An 18822-nucleotide genomic window follows, 5' to 3' on the forward strand; every position below is an offset into this window, starting at 1 on the left:
ATTAAATTTTTGCTCAAAAGCACCAACAGTGGGAAGTAAAAACAAGCTAAAACGGTTTAAGGAGAACGAGACGTTTGCCAATGTGGTACAGCCCACGCGGGAGGAAGTTTTGGAAGGATTCAAATTGAAGAATAACTGGGCGTCTTTTTTTAAGAATACCAATCCCATTGTGCTGGAACTGGGGTGTGGCAAGGGCGAATATACCGTTGGTTTGGCCCAAAGAAACCCTAACAAAAATTATATTGGGGTCGATATTAAAGGAGCTCGTTTTTGGCGTGGGGCCAAATCGGCCTTGGAGCAAAAATTGGACAATGTAGCTTTCCTGCGTACCCAAATTGAGCTGATAGACCATCTGTTTGGGGAAAACGAGGTCGATGAAATCTGGATAACCTTTCCCGATCCACAGATCAAATACAAACGCACCAAACATAGAATGACAAATCCTGTATTTTTAGAACGATACAAAAAAATACTCAAGCCTGAGGGGATTGTAAATTTAAAGACTGATAGTGAGTTTATGCATGGCTATACACTTGGGCTTTTGCAGGGTATGGGACATGAAATTTTGTATGCCAATCACGATGTTTACAAGAACGAAGGAAGCCCCCCAGAAGTTTTGGAAATCCAGACTTTCTACGAAAATCAGTATCTTGAGGTTGGAAAACCAATTACCTACATCCAATTTAGGATAACCTAGCCAATGACCCATATCATTATACTTTTCTTCGCCACATTTTCGGCAGCCTTTATGGCTACCGTACCTCCAGGTCTGCTCAATATGAACGCAGCTAAAACCAGTGTGGAAAAAGGAAAACTAAACGGTGTTATTTTCAGTTTGGGGGTGTCCTCCATGATTATGATACAGGCCTATATTGCCGTGTATATTTCAAAATTTTTATATCGCAATCCAGAAGTAATAGACCTTTTGCTCAAGATAGCCATAGGTGTTTTTGCCTTTTTTGCCATTTACTTTTTTATTACGGCCAAACGGAAGCAGGTCAAGAATTTTAAAAAAGTGAATGTTAGTAAAAAGAACAGTTTTTTTAAAGGGATTTTATTGGCGGCTCTCAACCTTTTGACCATTCCTTACTACAGCGGACTTAATGCCATGTGGAACGAAGCAGGGTGGATAAAATTTGAAGCTAAGGACATCACCACATTTGTGGTCGCAGCCGGTGCTGGAACATTTTCCGTACTGTACTTATACACTTTTTATTTTGATAAGTTGGAAACCAAGACCAATCGATTTTCAAAGAACTCCAACTATATTTTGAGTGCCTTGATGCTCGTACTTTTGGTAATTACCCTTATCCGAATCTTTTATCGCTAAAAATGGAAGAGCAAAACTTCTTCGAAAAAGTTTACGAGGTGGCAAAACTAATTCCGTATGGGAGGGTCACTTCGTATGGAGCTATTGCCAAGTATCTGGGTGCTGCCCGAAGCGCCCGTATGGTGGGTTGGGCCATGAACAATTCATCGGCTAAAGACGTTCCGGCCCATCGAGTGGTAAACCGTGTTGGTGTGTTAACTGGAAAGCACCATTTTAGCGGGACCAATCTGATGCAACAACTTCTCGAAAATGAGGGGGTCAAAGTGAAGGACAACCAAATTGTGGATTTTCAAAAGCATTTTTGGGATCCTGCAAAAGAGCTTTAGAGTTAGTATCCCGGAGGATGCAATTCATCAAATGCCGTTTTTTCTTGAAAAGCTTTGGCCAATAACAAAATACTGGCTTCATCATACAAATTGCCCACAAAAGTCATGCTGGTAGGATGATTTTCTTTGTCCAATCCCGTAGGGATAGCAATGACCGGATGCCCTGTTAAATTAGTGGCCAGTAGTTGGTCGTTGCCAAACGTTGGGGAAATGAGCACATCGTAGTCTTTCATCAAATCCTGCATTTTTTGAATCAACACCTGCCGCTGTCTATTGGCCTGAATGTACTCCACGGCAGGAATAAATCGGCTTTGTCTTAGGGAATTGGCTCTGGAACTAAAATCCTGCTCCACCATTAAGTCCACTTCTCCTGAACGTACCAATTCATCAAAGAAGGCACCCGCTTCGGCCCTTAAAATAATATCAAATCCCCGGTAGGGAATTTCCTCTGGCATTTCAACAGGAGTTGGGTGTATTCCCATTTCTTCCATGGTTTTAAGCGCACCTCTTAGATTATCACCACTTTCTGTGGTATCGGCTTCAATGTCTTTTTTGAAGTAGGCAATTTTTAAATCGGAAATGTCTTTTTTCCAATCCACCCCAAAAGGAAGGTCCACCGTAGTCAGATCGTTTTTATCTTTTCCTTGGATGAAACTGAATACAATGGCGCAATCCTCAGCATTTCTTCCCATGGGTCCCACTTTGTCCATGGACCAACTTAAACTCATCACCCCATGCCGACTTACCCGTCCGTAAGTGGGCCGGAGTCCTGTGATTCCATTTCGGGTGCTGGGAGAGGTTATGGAACCCAAGGTTTCCGTTCCCAAGGCAAAGGGCACCAATCCAGCGGATGTGGCAGAACCTGATCCTGCTGATGACCCACTGGCGCCTTGTTTTATGTCCCACGGATTTTTGGTCTTGCCCCCAAACCAAACATCCCCTCGAGCCAAAGCTCCAGAAACCAGTTTAGCGACCAAAACAGCCCCAGCATCTTCTAATTTTTGCACAACGGTTGCAGTTTCGTTGAGCATTTGATTTTTGTACGGGGCAGCACCCCATGTGGTGGTATAGCCGGGAACGGCCATTAAATCCTTGGTGCCGTATGGGATACCGTGCAAAATACCTCGGTATTTCCCATTTTTGATTTCGTCATCGGCGCGTTTGGCCTGGGCCAATGCTAAACTATCTGTAATGCTGATGCTGCATTGTAAGGTGGGTTGGTATTTTTTTAATCGGGCCAAAAAGAACTGTGTCAATTCGGTTGAGGTGATTTTTTGATGTTTGATCAATGATGCCAATTGTGGAATGGTGTAAAAAGCCAACACATCATAAGGTTCTGGAATTTCCACATTTTCAGGGATGTCCCAAGCTTGATTTTCCAATTGTTCAGGCATCTCAAATCCAAAAGGAACGGGATCAAAACGAACTGCAGGAAAGACATCGTTCCCCAGCGGGTACTTGCGAAGTGAATCATATCCCTCGCGATTCCGCAGCAAATAATGATACAATGTATCTCTACCCTCTTTCTCGAAATGTACTCCTATCAAACGTTCTGATTTCTTGACATCCCTTTTGGTAAATTCCTGTTTTGAGGCACAAGAAAACAGAATTATCAAGCTGAATAAGCAAACAAAATGGGAGGTTTTAGATTTGATCGGCATTTTTGGTCGGTCATTGGTGGGTTGAAACACCTAAGCTACATTTTTTTCAAAAAAGAGTGGTGGATTGGGCTGTATTTATATTGATTTGAAAGGTGATTTTCTAAAATTTCCGAGGGGTAAGTATCACAAAAATAAGGGTAAAATGAAATGAATCATTACATTATAGATACAAGTTGTTCTATTATATTGAATTTCAATGAACCAACTTCTTAATCTAAGCTCAACGCCGTATCTTTGTAATTTAGAATCAATACAAACGACTGCATATAAAATTAGGAGTACATGAAGCTGAAAAAGGCAGACATTCTTAAGGCATTGGAAAAAATATCCGCACCCGGTGACGGACAAAACATTGTGGAGAGCGGAGCCATTACCAATATTCAGGTTTTTGGGGATGAAGTGGAAGTGGATGTTACCATAAAGAACCCAAGTCTTCAGGCCAAGAAAAAGACCGAAGTGGAAATCTTGAAGTGTATCCACAGAGAAGTATATGAAAAGGCAAAGATCAAGGTCAACCTAAAGGTTGATGCACCTGAAAAACCCAAAGTCAACCAAATTAAGGGGAGCCCCATTCCTGGAATTCAAAATATTATCGCCGTTGCGTCTGGTAAAGGAGGTGTTGGTAAATCTACCGTAACTGCGAATTTGGCGGTCACTTTAGCCAAAATGGGTTTTAAGGTGGGACTTTTGGATACCGATATCTATGGACCATCCATGCCCATTATGTTTGATGTGGCTTTGGAAAAACCTTTGTCCATCAATGTGGATGGCAAAGCTAAGATGAAACCCATTGAAAATTATGGGGTAAAATTATTGTCCATCGGGTTTTTCACCCAACCCAATCAAGCGGTGATTTGGCGTGGACCCATGGCAGCAAAAGCACTTAACCAGATGATTTTTGATGCCCATTGGGGTGAATTGGACTTCTTGTTATTGGATTTGCCACCGGGAACCGGGGACATTCATTTGAGCATCATGCAATCCTTGCCCGTTACGGGAGCGGTTGTGGTGAGCACACCGCAGGAAATAGCATTGGCCGATGCCCGTAAAGGGGTGGCGATGTTCCAACAAGAAGCCATTAGCGTACCTGTGCTGGGTATTGTGGAAAACATGGCCTATTTTACACCAGCGGAGCTGCCTAACAACAAATACCATATCTTTGGAGAAAATGGGGCGAAAAATCTGGCTGAGGACTTGGATGTACCCTTTTTAGGAGAGATTCCACTGGTACAGAGCATCAGGGAAGCAGGGGACGTAGGTAGGCCGGCAGCATTGCAAACAGCCACCCCAACTGAAGAGGCATTTGAGGAATTGACGAAAAGTGTGGTCAGTGAGTTGGTGAAACGAAACACCGATTTGCCTCCCACAGAAGCAATAAAGATTACAACAATGGCTGGTTGTGCCGCCGTTAAAAAGAAATGAGCATGACAACAGAGGAAATTAAAACAAATGTAGAGAAGGCTTTGGAGGAAATACGACCTTTTCTTCAAAGCGATGGAGGTGATATCACATTGATTTCAATAGACAACGATAATTCAGTAAAAGTCAAATTGGAAGGCAACTGTATTGGATGCAGTGTCAATCAAATGACCCTAAAGAGCGGTGTTGAAATGACCATAAAAAAATATGCACCCCAAATCGAGGAAGTCATTAACGTGAGCTAACTGATAAAAATCATGAATCCTTCCGGAAGCAACAAATAAGTTGCGCATCCAAAACATTGTTACATGATCAAGACCGATATACTTATTATTGGAGCGGGACCTACGGGTCTCTTTGCTGTTTTTGAAGCAGGCTTATTGCAACTCAAATGTCATTTAATAGATGCTTTGCCACAACCCGGTGGTCAATGTGCGGAGATTTATCCCAAAAAACCCATTTACGATATTCCTGGATTTCCTGAGGTATTGGCTGGTGAATTGGTGGACAATCTTATGGAACAAATTAAACCGTTTCAACCTGGGTTTACCTTGGGCGAACGTGCTGAGACCATTGAAAAGTTGGATGATGGCTCGTTTGTGGTCACTACCAATAAAGGCACCAAACACCAAGCACCTGTGATTGCCATTGCAGGAGGATTGGGAAGTTTTGAACCCAGAAAACCTTTGTTGGACAACCTTTCAGCATATGAGGACAATGGCGTGGCCTATATGATCAAGGAGCCTGAAGTGTATCGTGGCAAAAAAGTATTGATTGCCGGGGGTGGGGATTCTGCTTTGGATTGGTCTATTTTCTTGGCCGATGTGGCCGATGAGGTCACTTTGGTGCACCGTCGTAACGAGTTTCGTGGAGCTTTGGACTCCGTTGAAAAAGTGCAGCAACTTAAAAATGAGGAGAAAATCAATCTGATTACGCCCGCCGAGGTGGTCGCTCTTCATGGTGAAGGAAAATTGGAAAAGGTAACGGTGCAGAATACAGATACTTCAGAAGAAACAGATGTGACCGTGGATAATTTTATTCCACTTTTTGGACTTTCCCCAAAATTGGGGCCCATTGCGGATTGGGGTCTGGAAATTGAAAAAAATGCCATAAAAGTGGATAATTCCTTGGATTATCAAACCAATATTCCTGGAATTTATGCCATTGGCGATGTTAATACCTATCCCGGAAAATTAAAATTGATTCTCTGCGGCTTCCATGAAGCAACATTGATGTGTCAAAGTGCCTATCAACGTATCCATCCGGATAAAAAATATGTAATGAAGTATACCACGGTAGGGGGTGTCACAGGATTTGATGGTAGTAAAAAAGAAGCGCCAAAAGCAGTCGTAAAGGCAATTAACTAGGAGTTAGGAATTAGTGCATAGGATTTAGTATGGCAGTTCAGAAATTTGAAGATTTAATTGTTTGGCAAAAAGCACAGGAACTAGCAGTTCTTATTTACAAAGAGTTTGAAAGATGTACGGATTTTGGTTTTAGAGATCAAATAAGAAGAGCCTCAGTTTCTGTTTCCAACAACATAGCTGAAGGTTTCGAAAGAAGTTCCAACGCCGACTTTTCCAAATTTTTATTTTACGCTCTTGGCTCGAATAGTGAAGTAAGATCTATGATTTATCTTTCCGTTAAACTAAATTTGTTGGCTAAAGGAAGAGCGGATGAAATAATTGAGATTACCAATGAAGTCTCGAAATTACTGTACGGATTGATAAAATCTATGAAGACTAATTCCTAACCCCTAATTCCTATTTCCTATAAATAGAATGAGTGACATTAAAATAAAAATAACCGACCGAGAAGGTGTTTCCCACGAAGTGGATGCCCCAACCGATATGAATATGAACCTGATGGAGGTGGTACGTTCCTACGAATTGGCCCCTGAGGGGACCATTGGAATTTGTGGAGGTATGGCCATGTGTGCTTCATGTCAGTGTTATATTCAATCCGATCATCAACTTCCGGAAAAATCGGATGATGAAGACGCCATGTTGGCCGAAGCATTCTTTGTTAAGGATAATAGCCGATTGGGCTGCCAAATCCACATTACCGAAGATTTGGATGGACTGGAAGTGGAATTGGCCCCTGAGGAAGGTTAATCCAAAGCACCTATCCATCAATCCTCAAGGGGATAACATCTGTTAAAACCCTATATTTAGTCTTTCTTGTCATCCAAAACATGAGAAAGGCACTTTTTACCTGTTTTTTACTTTTCATCTCAGCGATGTGTTGGTCACAGGCAACGTATCCACAATTGACGGAGATTGTTACAGACCAAGCTGAAATTTTTACCCAGCAGGAGTTGGGGCACTTACGCAACAAGCTCACCCAGTTTGAAACAGAAACTACCAATCAATTGGTAATTCTTACCATCAATGAGTTGGGCAATGAGACCATTGAGCAGTATGCCAACGGTGCATTCAATCTAAATAAATTGGGACAGGACGAAAAGGATAATGGGATTTTGATTCTCTTCTCAAAATTGGATAGGGAAGTACGCATTGAGGTGGGCTATGGTTTGGAACCCTATATCACTGATGCAGTGGCTTCGCGTATCATCAGAAACACCATGATTCCTAAATTTAAGGAGGAGGATTATTTTGGCGGGCTGGATGTGGCCACAAACCAAATCATCACGTTTCTTAATGATCCAGAAGCCCTTGAGGAATTCAAACAAGAGATAGAAAACGAAGGTGAATTTCCTTGGTGGGCCAAACTGTTAATGACCCTTTTTCTTTCTGTTTTTATTGCAGCCGGTGGATTTGTCTTTTATAAAGGGTATTCGTCTTTAATTGAGATGTTCAGGGGAATATTCATTGGTAAACTTGGACTTTTGCCAGGATTATTTATGTTCATCCCTACCCTGATGATGGTTGTCTTTGGTTTGGTTTTTATTCTGATGCCCGTATTTTTCCTTTCAATGGTCTTTGGATTCGATTTTGACCCAGATAATATTAACCTGAATACTACTTTGGTGTATTATGTGCCTATTGGGTTCTTTTTGGTGACCATAGCATTAGCCATCTTAAAGATTCTCATTAAAGGGAAGGAAGATTTTAAACTCTCATGGGTCAAATCAGACAGCACCTATATGAGCAAGACCTTTTCTTCTGGGGGTAGTCATTCCTTTGGTTCTGGTTCATCTTCGGGAGGCAGTTCCAGTAGTTTTTCTGGTGGAGGTGGAAGCTCTGGTGGTGGTGGCGCCAGCGGAAGTTGGTAATTGTTTTTGATTTCCCGTATTTTCACAACATTAACGAAACAAATCCCCGAGATGAGAATTGCAATCCTAGCAGCACTGTTCGTATTTCTTTCCTGTTCCGAAAAACCCCAAACCGAGGTTGAAAAATGGAAAGCCCAAGCTGAAAACACTACCATCATTCGAGATGATTTTGGGGTGCCCCACATCTACGGTAAAACCGATGCCGATGCTGTGTTCGGATTGTTGTACGCCCAATGTGAGGATGATTTTAATCGGGTGGAACAAAATTACATTTGGGCCACGGGACGTTTGGCTGAGGTTGAGGGCGAGCAAGCCATCTACAGCGACTTAAGAGCAAAATTGTTCATGACTGAGGAAGAGGCCATAGCCAAGTATGATAGTAGCCCCGAATGGTTGAAAAAACTTTGCGATGCCTTTGCGGATGGAATCAACTATTACCTTCATACCCACCCAGAGGTAAAACCCAAATTGCTGACCCATTTTGAGCCATGGATGCCCATGTATTTCAGTGAGGGATCCATCGGTGGTGATATTGAGCGCATTTCCACAGAAAAAATCAAAGCGTTTTATGAAAGTGGGATGGAATTGCCAGAGATGGAGGAATTTAAACTAAAAAGGGAAGAGGAAATGGCCGAACCACAAGGCTCCAACGGGATTGCTATCTCGGGAAAACTGACGCAATCGGGGAATGCCATGCTCTTGATCAATCCACATACCTCATTTTATTTTCGAGGTGAAGTACATGTCGTCAGCGAAGAGGGACTAAACGCCTACGGCGCGGTAACTTGGGGTCAGTTCTTTGTGTACCAAGGCTTCAATGAGAAAACGGGGTGGATGCACACTTCAACCTATACCGATGTGATGGATGAATTCAAGGAAACCTTGGTCAAAAATGATGGCAATTTATTCTATCAATATGGAGATGAACTTCGGCCTGTGGATTCTTTGGAAGTCACTTTAAAATATAAAGAAGGCGATAGTTTAAAAGAAAGGACTTTTCCTATGTACCGCACTCATCATGGACCTATCACCCATTTAGTGGATGGACAGTGGACGGCATCGGCCATGGTGTGGGAACCGGTGAAGGCATTGGAGCAATCCTATATCCGGACCAAGCAGGATGGATACCAAGGTTTTAGAGAGATGATGGATATTCGAACCAATTCTTCCAATAATACGGTGTATGCCGATGCGGAGGGCAACATCGCCTATTTTCATGGGAACTTTGTTCCGAAACGTGATACTATTTATGATTATACCCAACCCGTGGACGGAAGCAATCCTAAAACCGATTGGCAAGGTTTGCATTCGGTTGATGAGAATATTTTGGTTCTGAACCCAGAGAATGGATGGATTCAGAACTGTAATTCCACACCGTACACTTTGGCTCTGGAATTCAGTCCAAAACGGCAAGACTATCCAAATTATATGTCGCGTGACCAAGAAAATTTTAGAGGTATTCACGCCATCGAATTGTTGACCGATCGAAGCGACTATACCTTGGATAGCTTAATTGAATTGGCCCACGACCCCTATTTGCCCGCTTTTGAAGCTTTGATTCCTGGCTTGGTCAAAGCCTATGATGCAAATCCAACTCCAACATTAAAAAAACCGATTGAAATACTACGAGAATGGGATTTTACCACTTCTGAGAAATCTGTAGCTATGACCTTGGCCCATTATTATGGTACGCTTTGCTATGCAAAAGCAGAAAGACCTGAAGGCATGTATCCCATGCAATGGGTGAACTATTGGGGAAGCGATTGGCCCAATTCAAAAAAAATAGAGCTGTTCCAAGAAGTTGTAGCTCAATTAGAGAACGATTTCGGAACATGGCAAATGCCGTGGGGCGAGGTTAATCGGTATCAACGCTTAAATGGGGATATCCGCCAACCGTTTGATGATACCCAACCCAGTATTCCCATTGGGTTTGCCAGTGGTCGTTGGGGGGCATTGGCTGCGTATGGTGCACGCTATGACAATGGCACCAAGAAAATCTACGGAACCCGGGGCAATAGTTTTGTGGCCGTTGTTGAGTTTGGGGATAAAGTAAAAGCAAAAACTATGTTGGCCGGTGGGCAGAGTGGTAATCCAAATTCACCTCATTTTAATGATCAAGCACAGCTGTATGCCGATAAGCAATTTAAGGATGCAGCCTTTTATAAAGAAGATGTTTTGAAAAGGGCAGAGCACACGTATAAGCCGGGAGAATGATTACTCCTCTTCTTTTACAATGATTAAACTGGCTTTGGAGCCTGTGGAAAGGTTCCAACGATTATTATGGATGACTTCACCTTTATCATCTGCAACTACAACTTGGGCGGTATTGGGACCGGATGAACCTTGGTTCAAGGCTTCAAATTCTATACGGTTGAACCCTGGGGCCAAATCTAAGTTAACCCCTCTGAAAGAACCTGAAAGCAACAAATTATACTCTACCACTTCACCGTTCAGGTAGATTTTTATTCGGTCGCCATCCACATATTCGTGATCACGGCATACCACGCCAACAAATTTGGCAGAGGTCTTTAAATCGCCCAAATATTGGTCACCAAAATGTTCATTGGAGCCCTTTTTTTCCTTTTCACCTACTTTAGGGTCTATAACCAAATCATGTCCAGCTTGAAGTAGTTCCCTGTCCGGCAACATTTGAACCCCGGGTTTTTCATTATCAGAGGTTAAACTTTCATCAAGAACAGAGGGCATGCGAAGGGAGGTTCCCTGATTGCTGGCCTTGACATCCAAATTATTATTATCGCCAATCTTTAGGGGACGGGTAGTGGGTAGGTCAGATTGTGCTTGTAGGGAAATAACCCCCAATCCAAAACCCATTATTAAGAATACAAGCTTTTTCATAACAACTTGGTCGATTCGTAACTCTAAAGTTAGCAAATACCTTGCCATGAATTTGATAAAGTGGCGTTAAATCGATGAAAAAATCGATGTGAGTTAAAGTCTTCACAAATGGGATTTGTTAGCATAACGAGGTATGAAGCTTGATACTTTTTTGGCTTTAACCTTTTAATTATATCAAAAAATGAAACACGTATTACTTTTTACCCTGTTGTTGGGCGCAGTGACCCTTCAAGCACAAGATTCCGAAAACAGCAAAAAAACCATCCCAAAAGGCACCTGGAATATTGGGGGTGATTTTTCCGTGGGGTTCAGCAATCAAGAGTCTACAAATCAAATTTCAATTCGTAATTCGGATAGATCTTCATTTTCTGTCTTACCTCGGGTTGGCTATGTTTTCTCAGACAATTGGATGTTAGGCTTAAAAACTGGGTACAGCTTTAGTAAATCCGACCTTGAACTTATAGATAACGGTGCTTTCACCGGTGAATCTGAAGGTACAGGTGAATCCATCACAGTGGCACCGTATGTTAGAAGATATTTTGGTTTGGGCAACAATCTACTTATCAATCTACAAGGAGAACTCGAGTACAGTGCATCTTGGTCTGAAACTATTTCAGATACCTCAGAGAGAAGTACTGGCCAAGCAGACCAGTTTGCCATATCCATTCGACCTGGGATTACTTACTTTGTTTCCAAAAACTTGGCTTTTGAATCTTCCTTTGGGGTACTGCAATATGGCACCTATGAAAGTGAGCAAAGCGATGGAGTTGACACCAAAAACAGTGGCTTTAATCTTAGTCTGGATTCTTCAAATCTATTTTTTGGATTGTCTTATTACTTTTAGAGATATCTGAAATGGTATAGAAGCCCGCTACACTGCAGCGGGCTTTTTCTTTTTCAATCCAAATAGTGGGTGCAAAAACGGAATCCGAAGAATGATGAAATCATAGATCAACCAACTGATTCCAAAAGTACCCACCACCAAAATGGAAGCCTTTTGGAAAAACCCCCAATCCAAATCCATTAAATAGTACCCAATGGCAACGGTCACAGTTTGGTGTAAAATATAAAAGGGATACACCGCTCGGTTGGCATAGGCCAATGTCTTGCTGGGACGATTTAAATATTGTGCGGCATAGGCAAACAGAACCAGTATCCAACTCCAAAGATTGGCGACCTTTAACAAGGCTTCGGTGAAATGTCTGAAGTACCCATCTTCAAATTGCCAGCAGACAATGAGTCCCGTAAAGCATATCAACCCAATGACCAGGGCTTTTTTCTTTATGTTTTCAACACTTTTCCAAAAAGTATCTCCCAGTGAGATCAGTACAAAACCGAAAAAGAAAAGGGTGCTGTAGTTGATGATGGCAAACCAATCGTGGATAAGGTCATGGGTAATGTCAAAAAAAGGCTCTACCAAAGCCTCCCACAGATATAGCGGTAGAATAAACCAGTACAATCCCAACGGTTTTGCAACAAGCCGTTTTATCCATTGCACAAATTTCCCAGGTTTTTTTCGGATTCGAAGAAAAATAGGGGACAAAACCCACGAGAAAATGAGCAGGTAAGGCAAAAACCATAGGTGGTGCCAGGAGAAATTTCCTTCTGGATAAATGCCATCTCGGGCCACAGTGGTAAAAAATTCCCAGTATGAACCTATGAACCGAGCATTGGCTACACGTTCAAAGTAAATCTGCGGAGGTACGATGAACAACATGCCAAAAATGAGCGGAATACCCAACCGTTTGAAGCGTTCCCAATTAAACTGATGAACCGTTCGTTTTCCAAAGGCATAATAAGTGCCCATGCCTGAAATGACAAAAAGAATAGGCAAACGCCATTGGTTCAAAAAGAGCATAGGCCATTGCAGCCAGTTATATATAGTATTGTTTTTGACGTGCCACCCCCAGGGTACAAAGAACATGCCCACATGGTAAAAAATGAGAAGCCCAAAAACAATGACCCGTAGCCAATCTAAATCGTAACGTCTAATTTTTGTCTGCATGATTGATGAATTTTAACCAAAGATGCGTCTACGCTCTAAAATGTTGCAGTTTTTGGAGCATCAAAACGTCCAGAATTACAATTTTGGAGGAATTAGGCGTGTTTTATCCCCTTTTTTGCTTCATGTAGCTCGAAGGCGAACTTCCCACATGCTTTTTAAAAGCGGAATAAAATGCAGATTTAGACCGAAAACCAACAGTGTGCCCAATGGCCTCAACAGTTAAATGGGCAAATTCGTTATCCAACAAGCGGGTTTTGGCCAACAAAATCCGCTTCTGGTTAATAAAGTCGTTGAAATTCATCCCGGTTTCAGAATTAATCAATTTTGAAACGGTGTTGGCATTGGTGTTGAGATTTTCCGCCAAATCCTTTAGTGAAATATCTTGATGGCAATAATAAGCACCGTGATTTAAAAAATCTTCCACTGCCCCAAACTCAAGCGAGTTGGAGGAGAGCGTCTCATATTTGTCCGCAATCCAGGTTTTTTCAAAAAAGCGTGATTCAGAAAAAATAAAAAAGGAAGTCACGAAGATGGTTATCGTTCCAAAAATGCCAATGTAATGATCGCCGCCGTCATCATCATAATTGATGAATATTAAAAAAATGAATAGCAACAATACCAAAAAGAAGAATACAGTGTTTCTTGAAAAAGTGTACTTGTTCACTTTAATATTCTTTGCTGACATTTCTTTTGTACGCCATGTTGGTGCCACCAATTGTATGGATAAAATAAGGTAGAACGCAAAGCTGAACAACAAAATCCACCGGAACTGATCTTTGATAATATGGTAGGAATAATTTACAGAATCAGGCACGTCCACAAAGCTCAAATTACGATGATAAGCCCCTATGTAGGCATTGAGTTTTACTTCCAAAGGGCTCAACGAATAATTAATTTGAGACAACCCATAAGCTATGGGAAGAATGAAATGATACCATTGTTTTTTTAGTTTAAAGGGTTCTCGCTTCAGTAAAGAATACAAGAAAAAATAAAGTGTAGGAGCTATGAGGAGGACAAAAGCTTCTGTGGAATCGTTTAGGAACAGCACATGTTTCATGAGCCCCGTATAGCAGAGGTAGATGTCCATAAATACCAAGCATTGCACCAACAAGGCCCACCCGAACAGTTGAATGGCAGAATCTCTTTTGGTTCTGAGAAAAATGACAAGGACCAAGAATAACCCCTGAACAATCCCGAGGAGCATAATGTGTGATGCCAGATTGTGCCGGATTGGAATTTGCTCCAATATGGTCTCTATGTCTTCCATCCTAAGAACTTAAATCGTATCTTGATAATCCGTCAAAAGTGGAAATTACCATTCTTTTTTTAATCAACTGTTGACCAAAAATGAAAAAACGACAATTCTTGCGATATGTGGGAAGTGCGGCCATGGCGGCCCCTCTTTTTCCAATTACCGCCAGTGCAGGTGAAACCCATGAATCACTCCCATACCCAGATAAGGACAGTGAAGCTTTCTGGGAACGTATCAGAATGGATTATAGGCTGAAGCCTGATTACATTAATCTGGAAAATGGCTACTACAATTTTGTACCGACCCCAATATTGAACAAATTCATGGAGCATGTAAGGGAGGTGAATTATCAAGGCTCCTACTATATGCGCACGGTACAATGGGAGAATAAAAATAAGGCTGCCGCTCGTGTGGCCCAATTGGTAAACTGCTCAGAAAAAGAACTGGTCATTACCCGAAACACCACTGAATCGTTGGATTTAATCATAGGTGGATTTCCATGGGAAAAAGGAGATGAAGCCATTTTTGCTGTACAGGACTATGGTGCCATGCAGCTACATTTTGAACAAATGCAAAAACGGTATGGTATGGTTTGCAAAAAGGTGTCCCTACCCAATCATCCCAAATCTGATGACGAGATTGTGGAATTGTATGCATCCCAGATTACCCCCAAGACTAAATTGATGATGGTATGCCACATGGTCAATGTAACGGGGCAGATTTTACCCATTCGGAAAATTTGTGATATGGCTCATGCCCATGGTGTTGAGGTCATGGTGGATGGTGCCCACTGCGTGGGGCACATAAAAGTTGATTTAGCTGAACTGGATTGCGATTATTATGGGTCAAGCCTTCACAAGTGGTTGAGTACACCGCTTGGCGCTGGAATGTTATACGTAGCCGAAAAGCATATCCCAAAAATTTGGCCTTTGTTGGCTGAACATGAGGATGATGAGACCAAAATCCGACGTTTGAATCATACGGGGACTCATCCGGTACATACGGACCTTACCATCAATGATTGTGTAGATTATCTAGAGTTGATCGGTATGGAACGAAAAGAAGAACGTTTGCGACAATTGCAACGCTATTGGAGCGATCAGCTACGGAATGTGGATAATGTAGTGATCAACACCCCTGTTGAACCCTATAGAAGTTGCGGTATTGCCAATGTGGGGTTGAAGAATATGAAGCCCCATGATTTGGCAAAAACCCTTTTGGAGGAATTTGATGTTTGGACGGTTGCCATAGATTTTGAGAATGTTCATGGATGCCGCATCACGCCCAATGTCTATACTACCTTTGATGAATTGGATCGTTTTGTGGCTGCGATGAAAACTATGGCAAAACGCACTTAAACATCTATATAATCCGATAGTTTTTCTGGCCCTTCCAGCAGCACCTTAACAATTTGCAGCGTACCATCTGCCTTGGTGGCGATGTGCCATTTGATTAATGCAATGGTTCCATTCTCAATCTCAATACCCGTTATACTTCTGGGGTGCACACAGCTTCCATCATTAAAAAAAGGGATTTGCCCTGGCTCGGGAAATCGAGGTCGGTGGGTATGCCCGGCAATGGTGATCAGTAGATTGTTCTTCAAGATCCATCGCTTGATCCGTTTTTCTATCCGAATAAGTTCCTTGTAGTTTTTGGCAGGGCTGGTAGGGTCGGCAATGCCCACTACTTGAAGTGGTTTCCAGAGAACCCTTACCAAAAATCGACCGATGCGCCAACAGACATAGTTCCACCAATCTGCTTGGTGTCCATGGGTGCAAAAAAGCTCTTGCCCTGTTTGTGTGTGTTTTAAAATAATGGCTTCGTGATAGGTAATGCCTTCAAAAAGTTCCTTGTCCGAACCATCTATGGGTTCAAAATAACTGGAAAGGTGCTTGTCCACATAAACCTTGTCCTTATAGACCATATCGTGGTTGCCCCAGAGCATGTGCAATCGTTTTTCCAAATGGAATTGCCGCAGCAGTTGGTACACATTTTTGTGCGCTTCAAAAATTTCATCAAAACCGATGTTTTCCCAGAGTTCATCCCCATCGCCAAGCTCGCAATATTGAAAACCTTGTCGGTAGTAATGATTCAGGGCATGAAAATAAATGTTTCGGTTATTGGCAAAGTCATCGGCAAAACTGTTGTCTCCCCTATGACAATCGCTAAAGAAGATGAATTTGGAATCATCATCAAAAGGAATGATTTTGGCCTTGTTGTAGGCTCGATCTAACCTATTTGTGGAAGACATGGTATTTTTTTAACTAAATATCCTTAAAAATGGTGATTAATCTATAAAGATTTCCATTATAAGACGGGCATTCTTTCTTTTTGTAACTTTACGTACTAATTTTCGACCAATGTCAGTATGAAACAAAAGTGTGATGCTGAAAGCCCAATGGTGCAGTTGGTAAGCTTCAACAAACTATTGGAACATTATGATAGACAACTGAACAGCGAGGACAAGTTCTACGCTGATTGGGCGAAGTATGTCTTGGATTTACAGGCACCTTATCCCGAGCTCAGAGAAGGCTTCAGTGACCTTAGTTTGTTGGAAAAGCACAAGGATGTCATCAGCATTATCTTGAAAGAGAGCTTTGCCCCAGCATTAACGAACAACGAAATAAAAACAGCATCAACCCCTTTTGAAAGTTTGGTGTTCAATTCTTCAGAGCGTTTTCAGAAGATTTTGAAAGATGCTGGCGAAGACTTTGAGTTGGAAATCCAGAACATGCCCGAAGGACTCGGCTACATTATGAAATGTACGGTGATTCTGAACTTTTATTATGGGTTTAATTTGGATTTCAAACGCCCTATTTTTTACGACATTCCTGATGCCAATGGGGTAACGCACCATTATCGCATCTTGTACAATGCCGATTTTATGGAAATCCTTCCAACGGAGAAATCTAAAAAGCTGACCCAGGAAGATGTAGATGAGCTTTTGGAAAATTTTGAAAATCTGGAGCTTTGGAAGGAAAAAATACCACCCAATAGTTTTATTACAAAAGGGTTTGTTATTTGCAATATGTTCGATGTCACTACCGAACATTCCATTTCAGAAATAAAATCTACCCTGATTGGGAAAAAGAAGAGCGAAGGCGAAAACTATATGGAACGTTTTCAGGATACCTTTAGGTCTCTCTTTAAGCTCAAGAAAATAAATGTAGGGTTTGCAGGCTATGATTCCAGTGCCAATAGTTTTTTCAAGATTTACGGCAGAGGTATGGAAAGTTTCTTGCTTAACGGTAAGGAAATGGAATCTTGTGATGCAACACTATGTGAATATTCCCATGGGAAACTTTTTGCTGAGAGTAAATATTTTGCCATTTCCAATGTTGAAAAATACTATCAGAAACAAAAGTCCCAACCCTATAAGAATCTCTATGAACAGGGAATACGGAGTGCCATATTGGCCCCAATTTCCAGCAATGGGGAACTTTTGGGGGTCTTGGAACTGGTTTCAGATACTGTTAATGAGTTGAACAGTGTCAATGCCAATAAGCTGGATGATGTTATGCCATACATTATATCATCCGTACTGCGATCTATTGAGGAAGAAGAAAATTTGGTGGACGCCATTATTCAACACGAGTGTACCACAGTGCACCCTTCGGTGTATTGGAAATTTCAGGAAGAGGCCAAACGTTTTATGGCCGATGAATTATCTGGAAACCAACCCGTGTTCAAGGAAATTGTGTTCAAGGATGTACATCCACTTTATGGACAAATCGATATAAAGGATTCTTCCAAAGAAAGAAACCTTTCCATTCAGCGGGATTTAATGATTCAACTATCCGAAATCAATGATGTTTTGGCAATGGCCATTGAAAAGTTCGCACTGCCCATTTATGAGGAGTTGATGTTTAGGGTAGACACCTATCTTAATGAAGTCAGAGAGACCCTTTATACCCATACGGAGCAGGCCGTGTTTGATTTTGTGAAGGAAGAAATCAATCCAGTGTTCGAGCACTTGAAAAAAGAGGATAAGGAGATTAAGGCACTTATCAAGGCCTATGAGTCCAAGATAGATGAAACCACGGAATCGTATTATGACCATCGCCGAAACTATGATGAAAGTGTGATGGAATCCAACATGCAATTGGCCGCTCTTTTGGACAAAAAGCAATTGGCCGCCCAAGAAATGTTCCCGCATTATTTTGAGCGCTACAAGACTGATGGTGTTGAGCACAATATGTACATTGGCAGCTCCATTGCTCGAGACAGAAAGTTTAATGAACTTTATTTGAGCAATTTGAGGTTGTGGCAGCTTCAGGTAATGTGTGACATGGAGAACAAGTATTATTCCCTTAAACCACATTTACCCGTACAATTGGATGTTACCTCACTTATTTTGGTCTACAGCACCTCGCTGTCCATCCGTTTTAGAATGGATGAAAAACGATTTGATGTGGACGGTACCTACAATGCACGCTATGAGGTAATCAAAAAACGTATTGACAAATCCTATATCAAGGGCACCAATGAACGGTTGACTCAAAAGGGTAAGTTGGCCATTGTGTATTCCCAACGAAAGGATGAGCGGGAATATATGCGCTACATTCGCTTCCTAAAAAACAAGGGTTACTTTACGGACAACATTGAAATTGTGGAACTGGAAGGGCTACAGGGGGTAACGGGCCTTAAGGCCATTAGGGCTGAAATTTTGTATAAAAAGGACAAAAAATCGGAGCAAACCTATACCTATGATGATTTAATGGAGGAGTTGAGGTCTTAG

18 protein-coding genes are annotated in these 18822 nt (G+C 41.8%); 13 read left to right on the forward strand and 5 right to left on the reverse strand.

From position 1 onward, the window contains the following. Positions 1–28 precede the first annotated feature (28 nt). From trmB to J0X14_RS03495, 3 genes are read left to right on the forward strand one after another with little or no spacing between them, the layout of a single operon-like run. Positions 29–697, forward strand: a complete 669-nt coding sequence (gene trmB / locus J0X14_RS03485) for a tRNA (guanosine(46)-N7)-methyltransferase TrmB (RefSeq protein WP_207096359.1) — start codon at positions 29–31, stop codon at positions 695–697. A gap of 3 nt (positions 698–700) precedes the next feature. Beyond that, the gene (locus J0X14_RS03490) at positions 701–1330 is read left to right on the forward strand and encodes a LysE family transporter (protein WP_207096360.1); all 630 of its coding nucleotides are present in this window, start codon (positions 701–703) and stop codon (positions 1328–1330) included. A 2-nt stretch (positions 1331–1332) separates the two neighbouring features. Beyond that, complete coding sequence (locus tag J0X14_RS03495) at positions 1333–1656, forward strand: MGMT family protein (protein WP_207096361.1); 324 nt, start codon at positions 1333–1335, stop codon at positions 1654–1656. A 2-nt stretch (positions 1657–1658) separates the two neighbouring features. Here the strand turns inward: J0X14_RS03495 and J0X14_RS03500 are convergent, their stop codons facing one another. Further along, a complete protein-coding gene (locus J0X14_RS03500; RefSeq protein ID WP_242527901.1) occupies positions 1659–3203 on the reverse strand; it encodes an amidase in 1545 nt (514 codons plus the stop codon). Positions 3204–3599: 396 nt separating this feature from the next. Here J0X14_RS03500 and J0X14_RS03505 point away from each other — a divergent pair, with 396 nt between their 5' ends. From J0X14_RS03505 to J0X14_RS03535, 7 genes are all read left to right on the forward strand, one after another. After that, the gene (locus J0X14_RS03505) at positions 3600–4739 is read left to right on the forward strand and encodes an Mrp/NBP35 family ATP-binding protein (RefSeq protein ID WP_207096363.1); all 1140 of its coding nucleotides are present in this window, start codon (positions 3600–3602) and stop codon (positions 4737–4739) included. A 2-nt stretch (positions 4740–4741) separates the two neighbouring features. Next, positions 4742–4981, forward strand: a complete 240-nt coding sequence (locus J0X14_RS03510; protein WP_207096364.1) for a NifU family protein — start codon at positions 4742–4744, stop codon at positions 4979–4981. 63 nt (positions 4982–5044) lie between these two features. Beyond that, positions 5045–6103, forward strand: a complete 1059-nt coding sequence (locus J0X14_RS03515; protein ID WP_207096365.1) for an NAD(P)/FAD-dependent oxidoreductase — start codon at positions 5045–5047, stop codon at positions 6101–6103. Between the two features lie 29 nt (positions 6104–6132). Beyond that, on the forward strand, positions 6133–6489 hold the full coding sequence (locus J0X14_RS03520) for a four helix bundle protein (RefSeq protein ID WP_207096366.1): 357 nt from the start codon (positions 6133–6135) through the stop codon (positions 6487–6489). Positions 6490–6517: 28 nt separating this feature from the next. Then, positions 6518–6850 carry a 2Fe-2S iron-sulfur cluster-binding protein gene (locus tag J0X14_RS03525; RefSeq protein ID WP_207096367.1) on the forward strand — a complete coding sequence of 111 codons (333 nt, stop codon included), beginning with the start codon at positions 6518–6520 and terminating at the stop codon, positions 6848–6850. Between the two features lie 80 nt (positions 6851–6930). Continuing rightward, entirely contained in the window at positions 6931–7971 is a 1041-nt protein-coding gene (locus J0X14_RS03530; protein ID WP_207096368.1) for a TPM domain-containing protein, read from the forward strand. A 51-nt stretch (positions 7972–8022) separates the two neighbouring features. After that, entirely contained in the window at positions 8023–10185 is a 2163-nt protein-coding gene (locus tag J0X14_RS03535) for an acylase (RefSeq protein ID WP_207096369.1), read from the forward strand. On the opposite strand, the gene J0X14_RS03540 is transcribed toward J0X14_RS03535, so the two are convergent. Further along, positions 10186–10827 carry a hypothetical protein gene (locus tag J0X14_RS03540; protein ID WP_207096370.1) on the reverse strand — a complete coding sequence of 214 codons (642 nt, stop codon included), beginning with the start codon at positions 10825–10827 and terminating at the stop codon, positions 10186–10188. A gap of 181 nt (positions 10828–11008) precedes the next feature. On the opposite strand from J0X14_RS03540, the gene J0X14_RS03545 reads away from it, so the two are divergent. Next, the gene (locus tag J0X14_RS03545; RefSeq protein WP_207096371.1) at positions 11009–11671 is read left to right on the forward strand and encodes an outer membrane beta-barrel protein; all 663 of its coding nucleotides are present in this window, start codon (positions 11009–11011) and stop codon (positions 11669–11671) included. A gap of 27 nt (positions 11672–11698) precedes the next feature. Here the strand turns inward: J0X14_RS03545 and J0X14_RS03550 are convergent, their stop codons facing one another. Beyond that, complete coding sequence (locus J0X14_RS03550; RefSeq protein ID WP_207096372.1) at positions 11699–12832, reverse strand: acyltransferase family protein; 1134 nt, start codon at positions 12830–12832, stop codon at positions 11699–11701. Positions 12833–12935: 103 nt separating this feature from the next. After that, entirely contained in the window at positions 12936–14099 is a 1164-nt protein-coding gene (locus J0X14_RS03555) for a helix-turn-helix domain-containing protein (protein ID WP_207096373.1), read from the reverse strand. A gap of 80 nt (positions 14100–14179) precedes the next feature. Here J0X14_RS03555 and J0X14_RS03560 point away from each other — a divergent pair, with 80 nt between their 5' ends. Then, positions 14180–15442 (forward strand): aminotransferase class V-fold PLP-dependent enzyme, encoded by a 1263-nt coding sequence (locus tag J0X14_RS03560; RefSeq protein WP_207096374.1) that lies wholly within the window; start codon positions 14180–14182, stop codon positions 15440–15442. Here J0X14_RS03560 and J0X14_RS03565 read toward each other — a convergent pair. Next, positions 15439–16335: a metallophosphoesterase family protein gene (locus J0X14_RS03565; protein ID WP_207096375.1), complete on the reverse strand. Its 897-nt coding sequence runs from the start codon at positions 16333–16335 to the stop codon at positions 15439–15441. The two genes, J0X14_RS03560 and J0X14_RS03565, sit on opposite strands and share 4 nt — an antisense overlap. A 117-nt stretch (positions 16336–16452) precedes the next feature. Here J0X14_RS03565 and J0X14_RS03570 point away from each other — a divergent pair, with 117 nt between their 5' ends. Continuing rightward, the gene (locus J0X14_RS03570) at positions 16453–18822 is read left to right on the forward strand and encodes a GAF domain-containing protein (RefSeq protein ID WP_207096376.1); all 2370 of its coding nucleotides are present in this window, start codon (positions 16453–16455) and stop codon (positions 18820–18822) included.

The organism is Allomuricauda sp. CAU 1633, assembly GCF_017313225.1.
Classification (GTDB): Bacteria; Bacteroidota; Bacteroidia; order Flavobacteriales; family Flavobacteriaceae; genus Flagellimonas.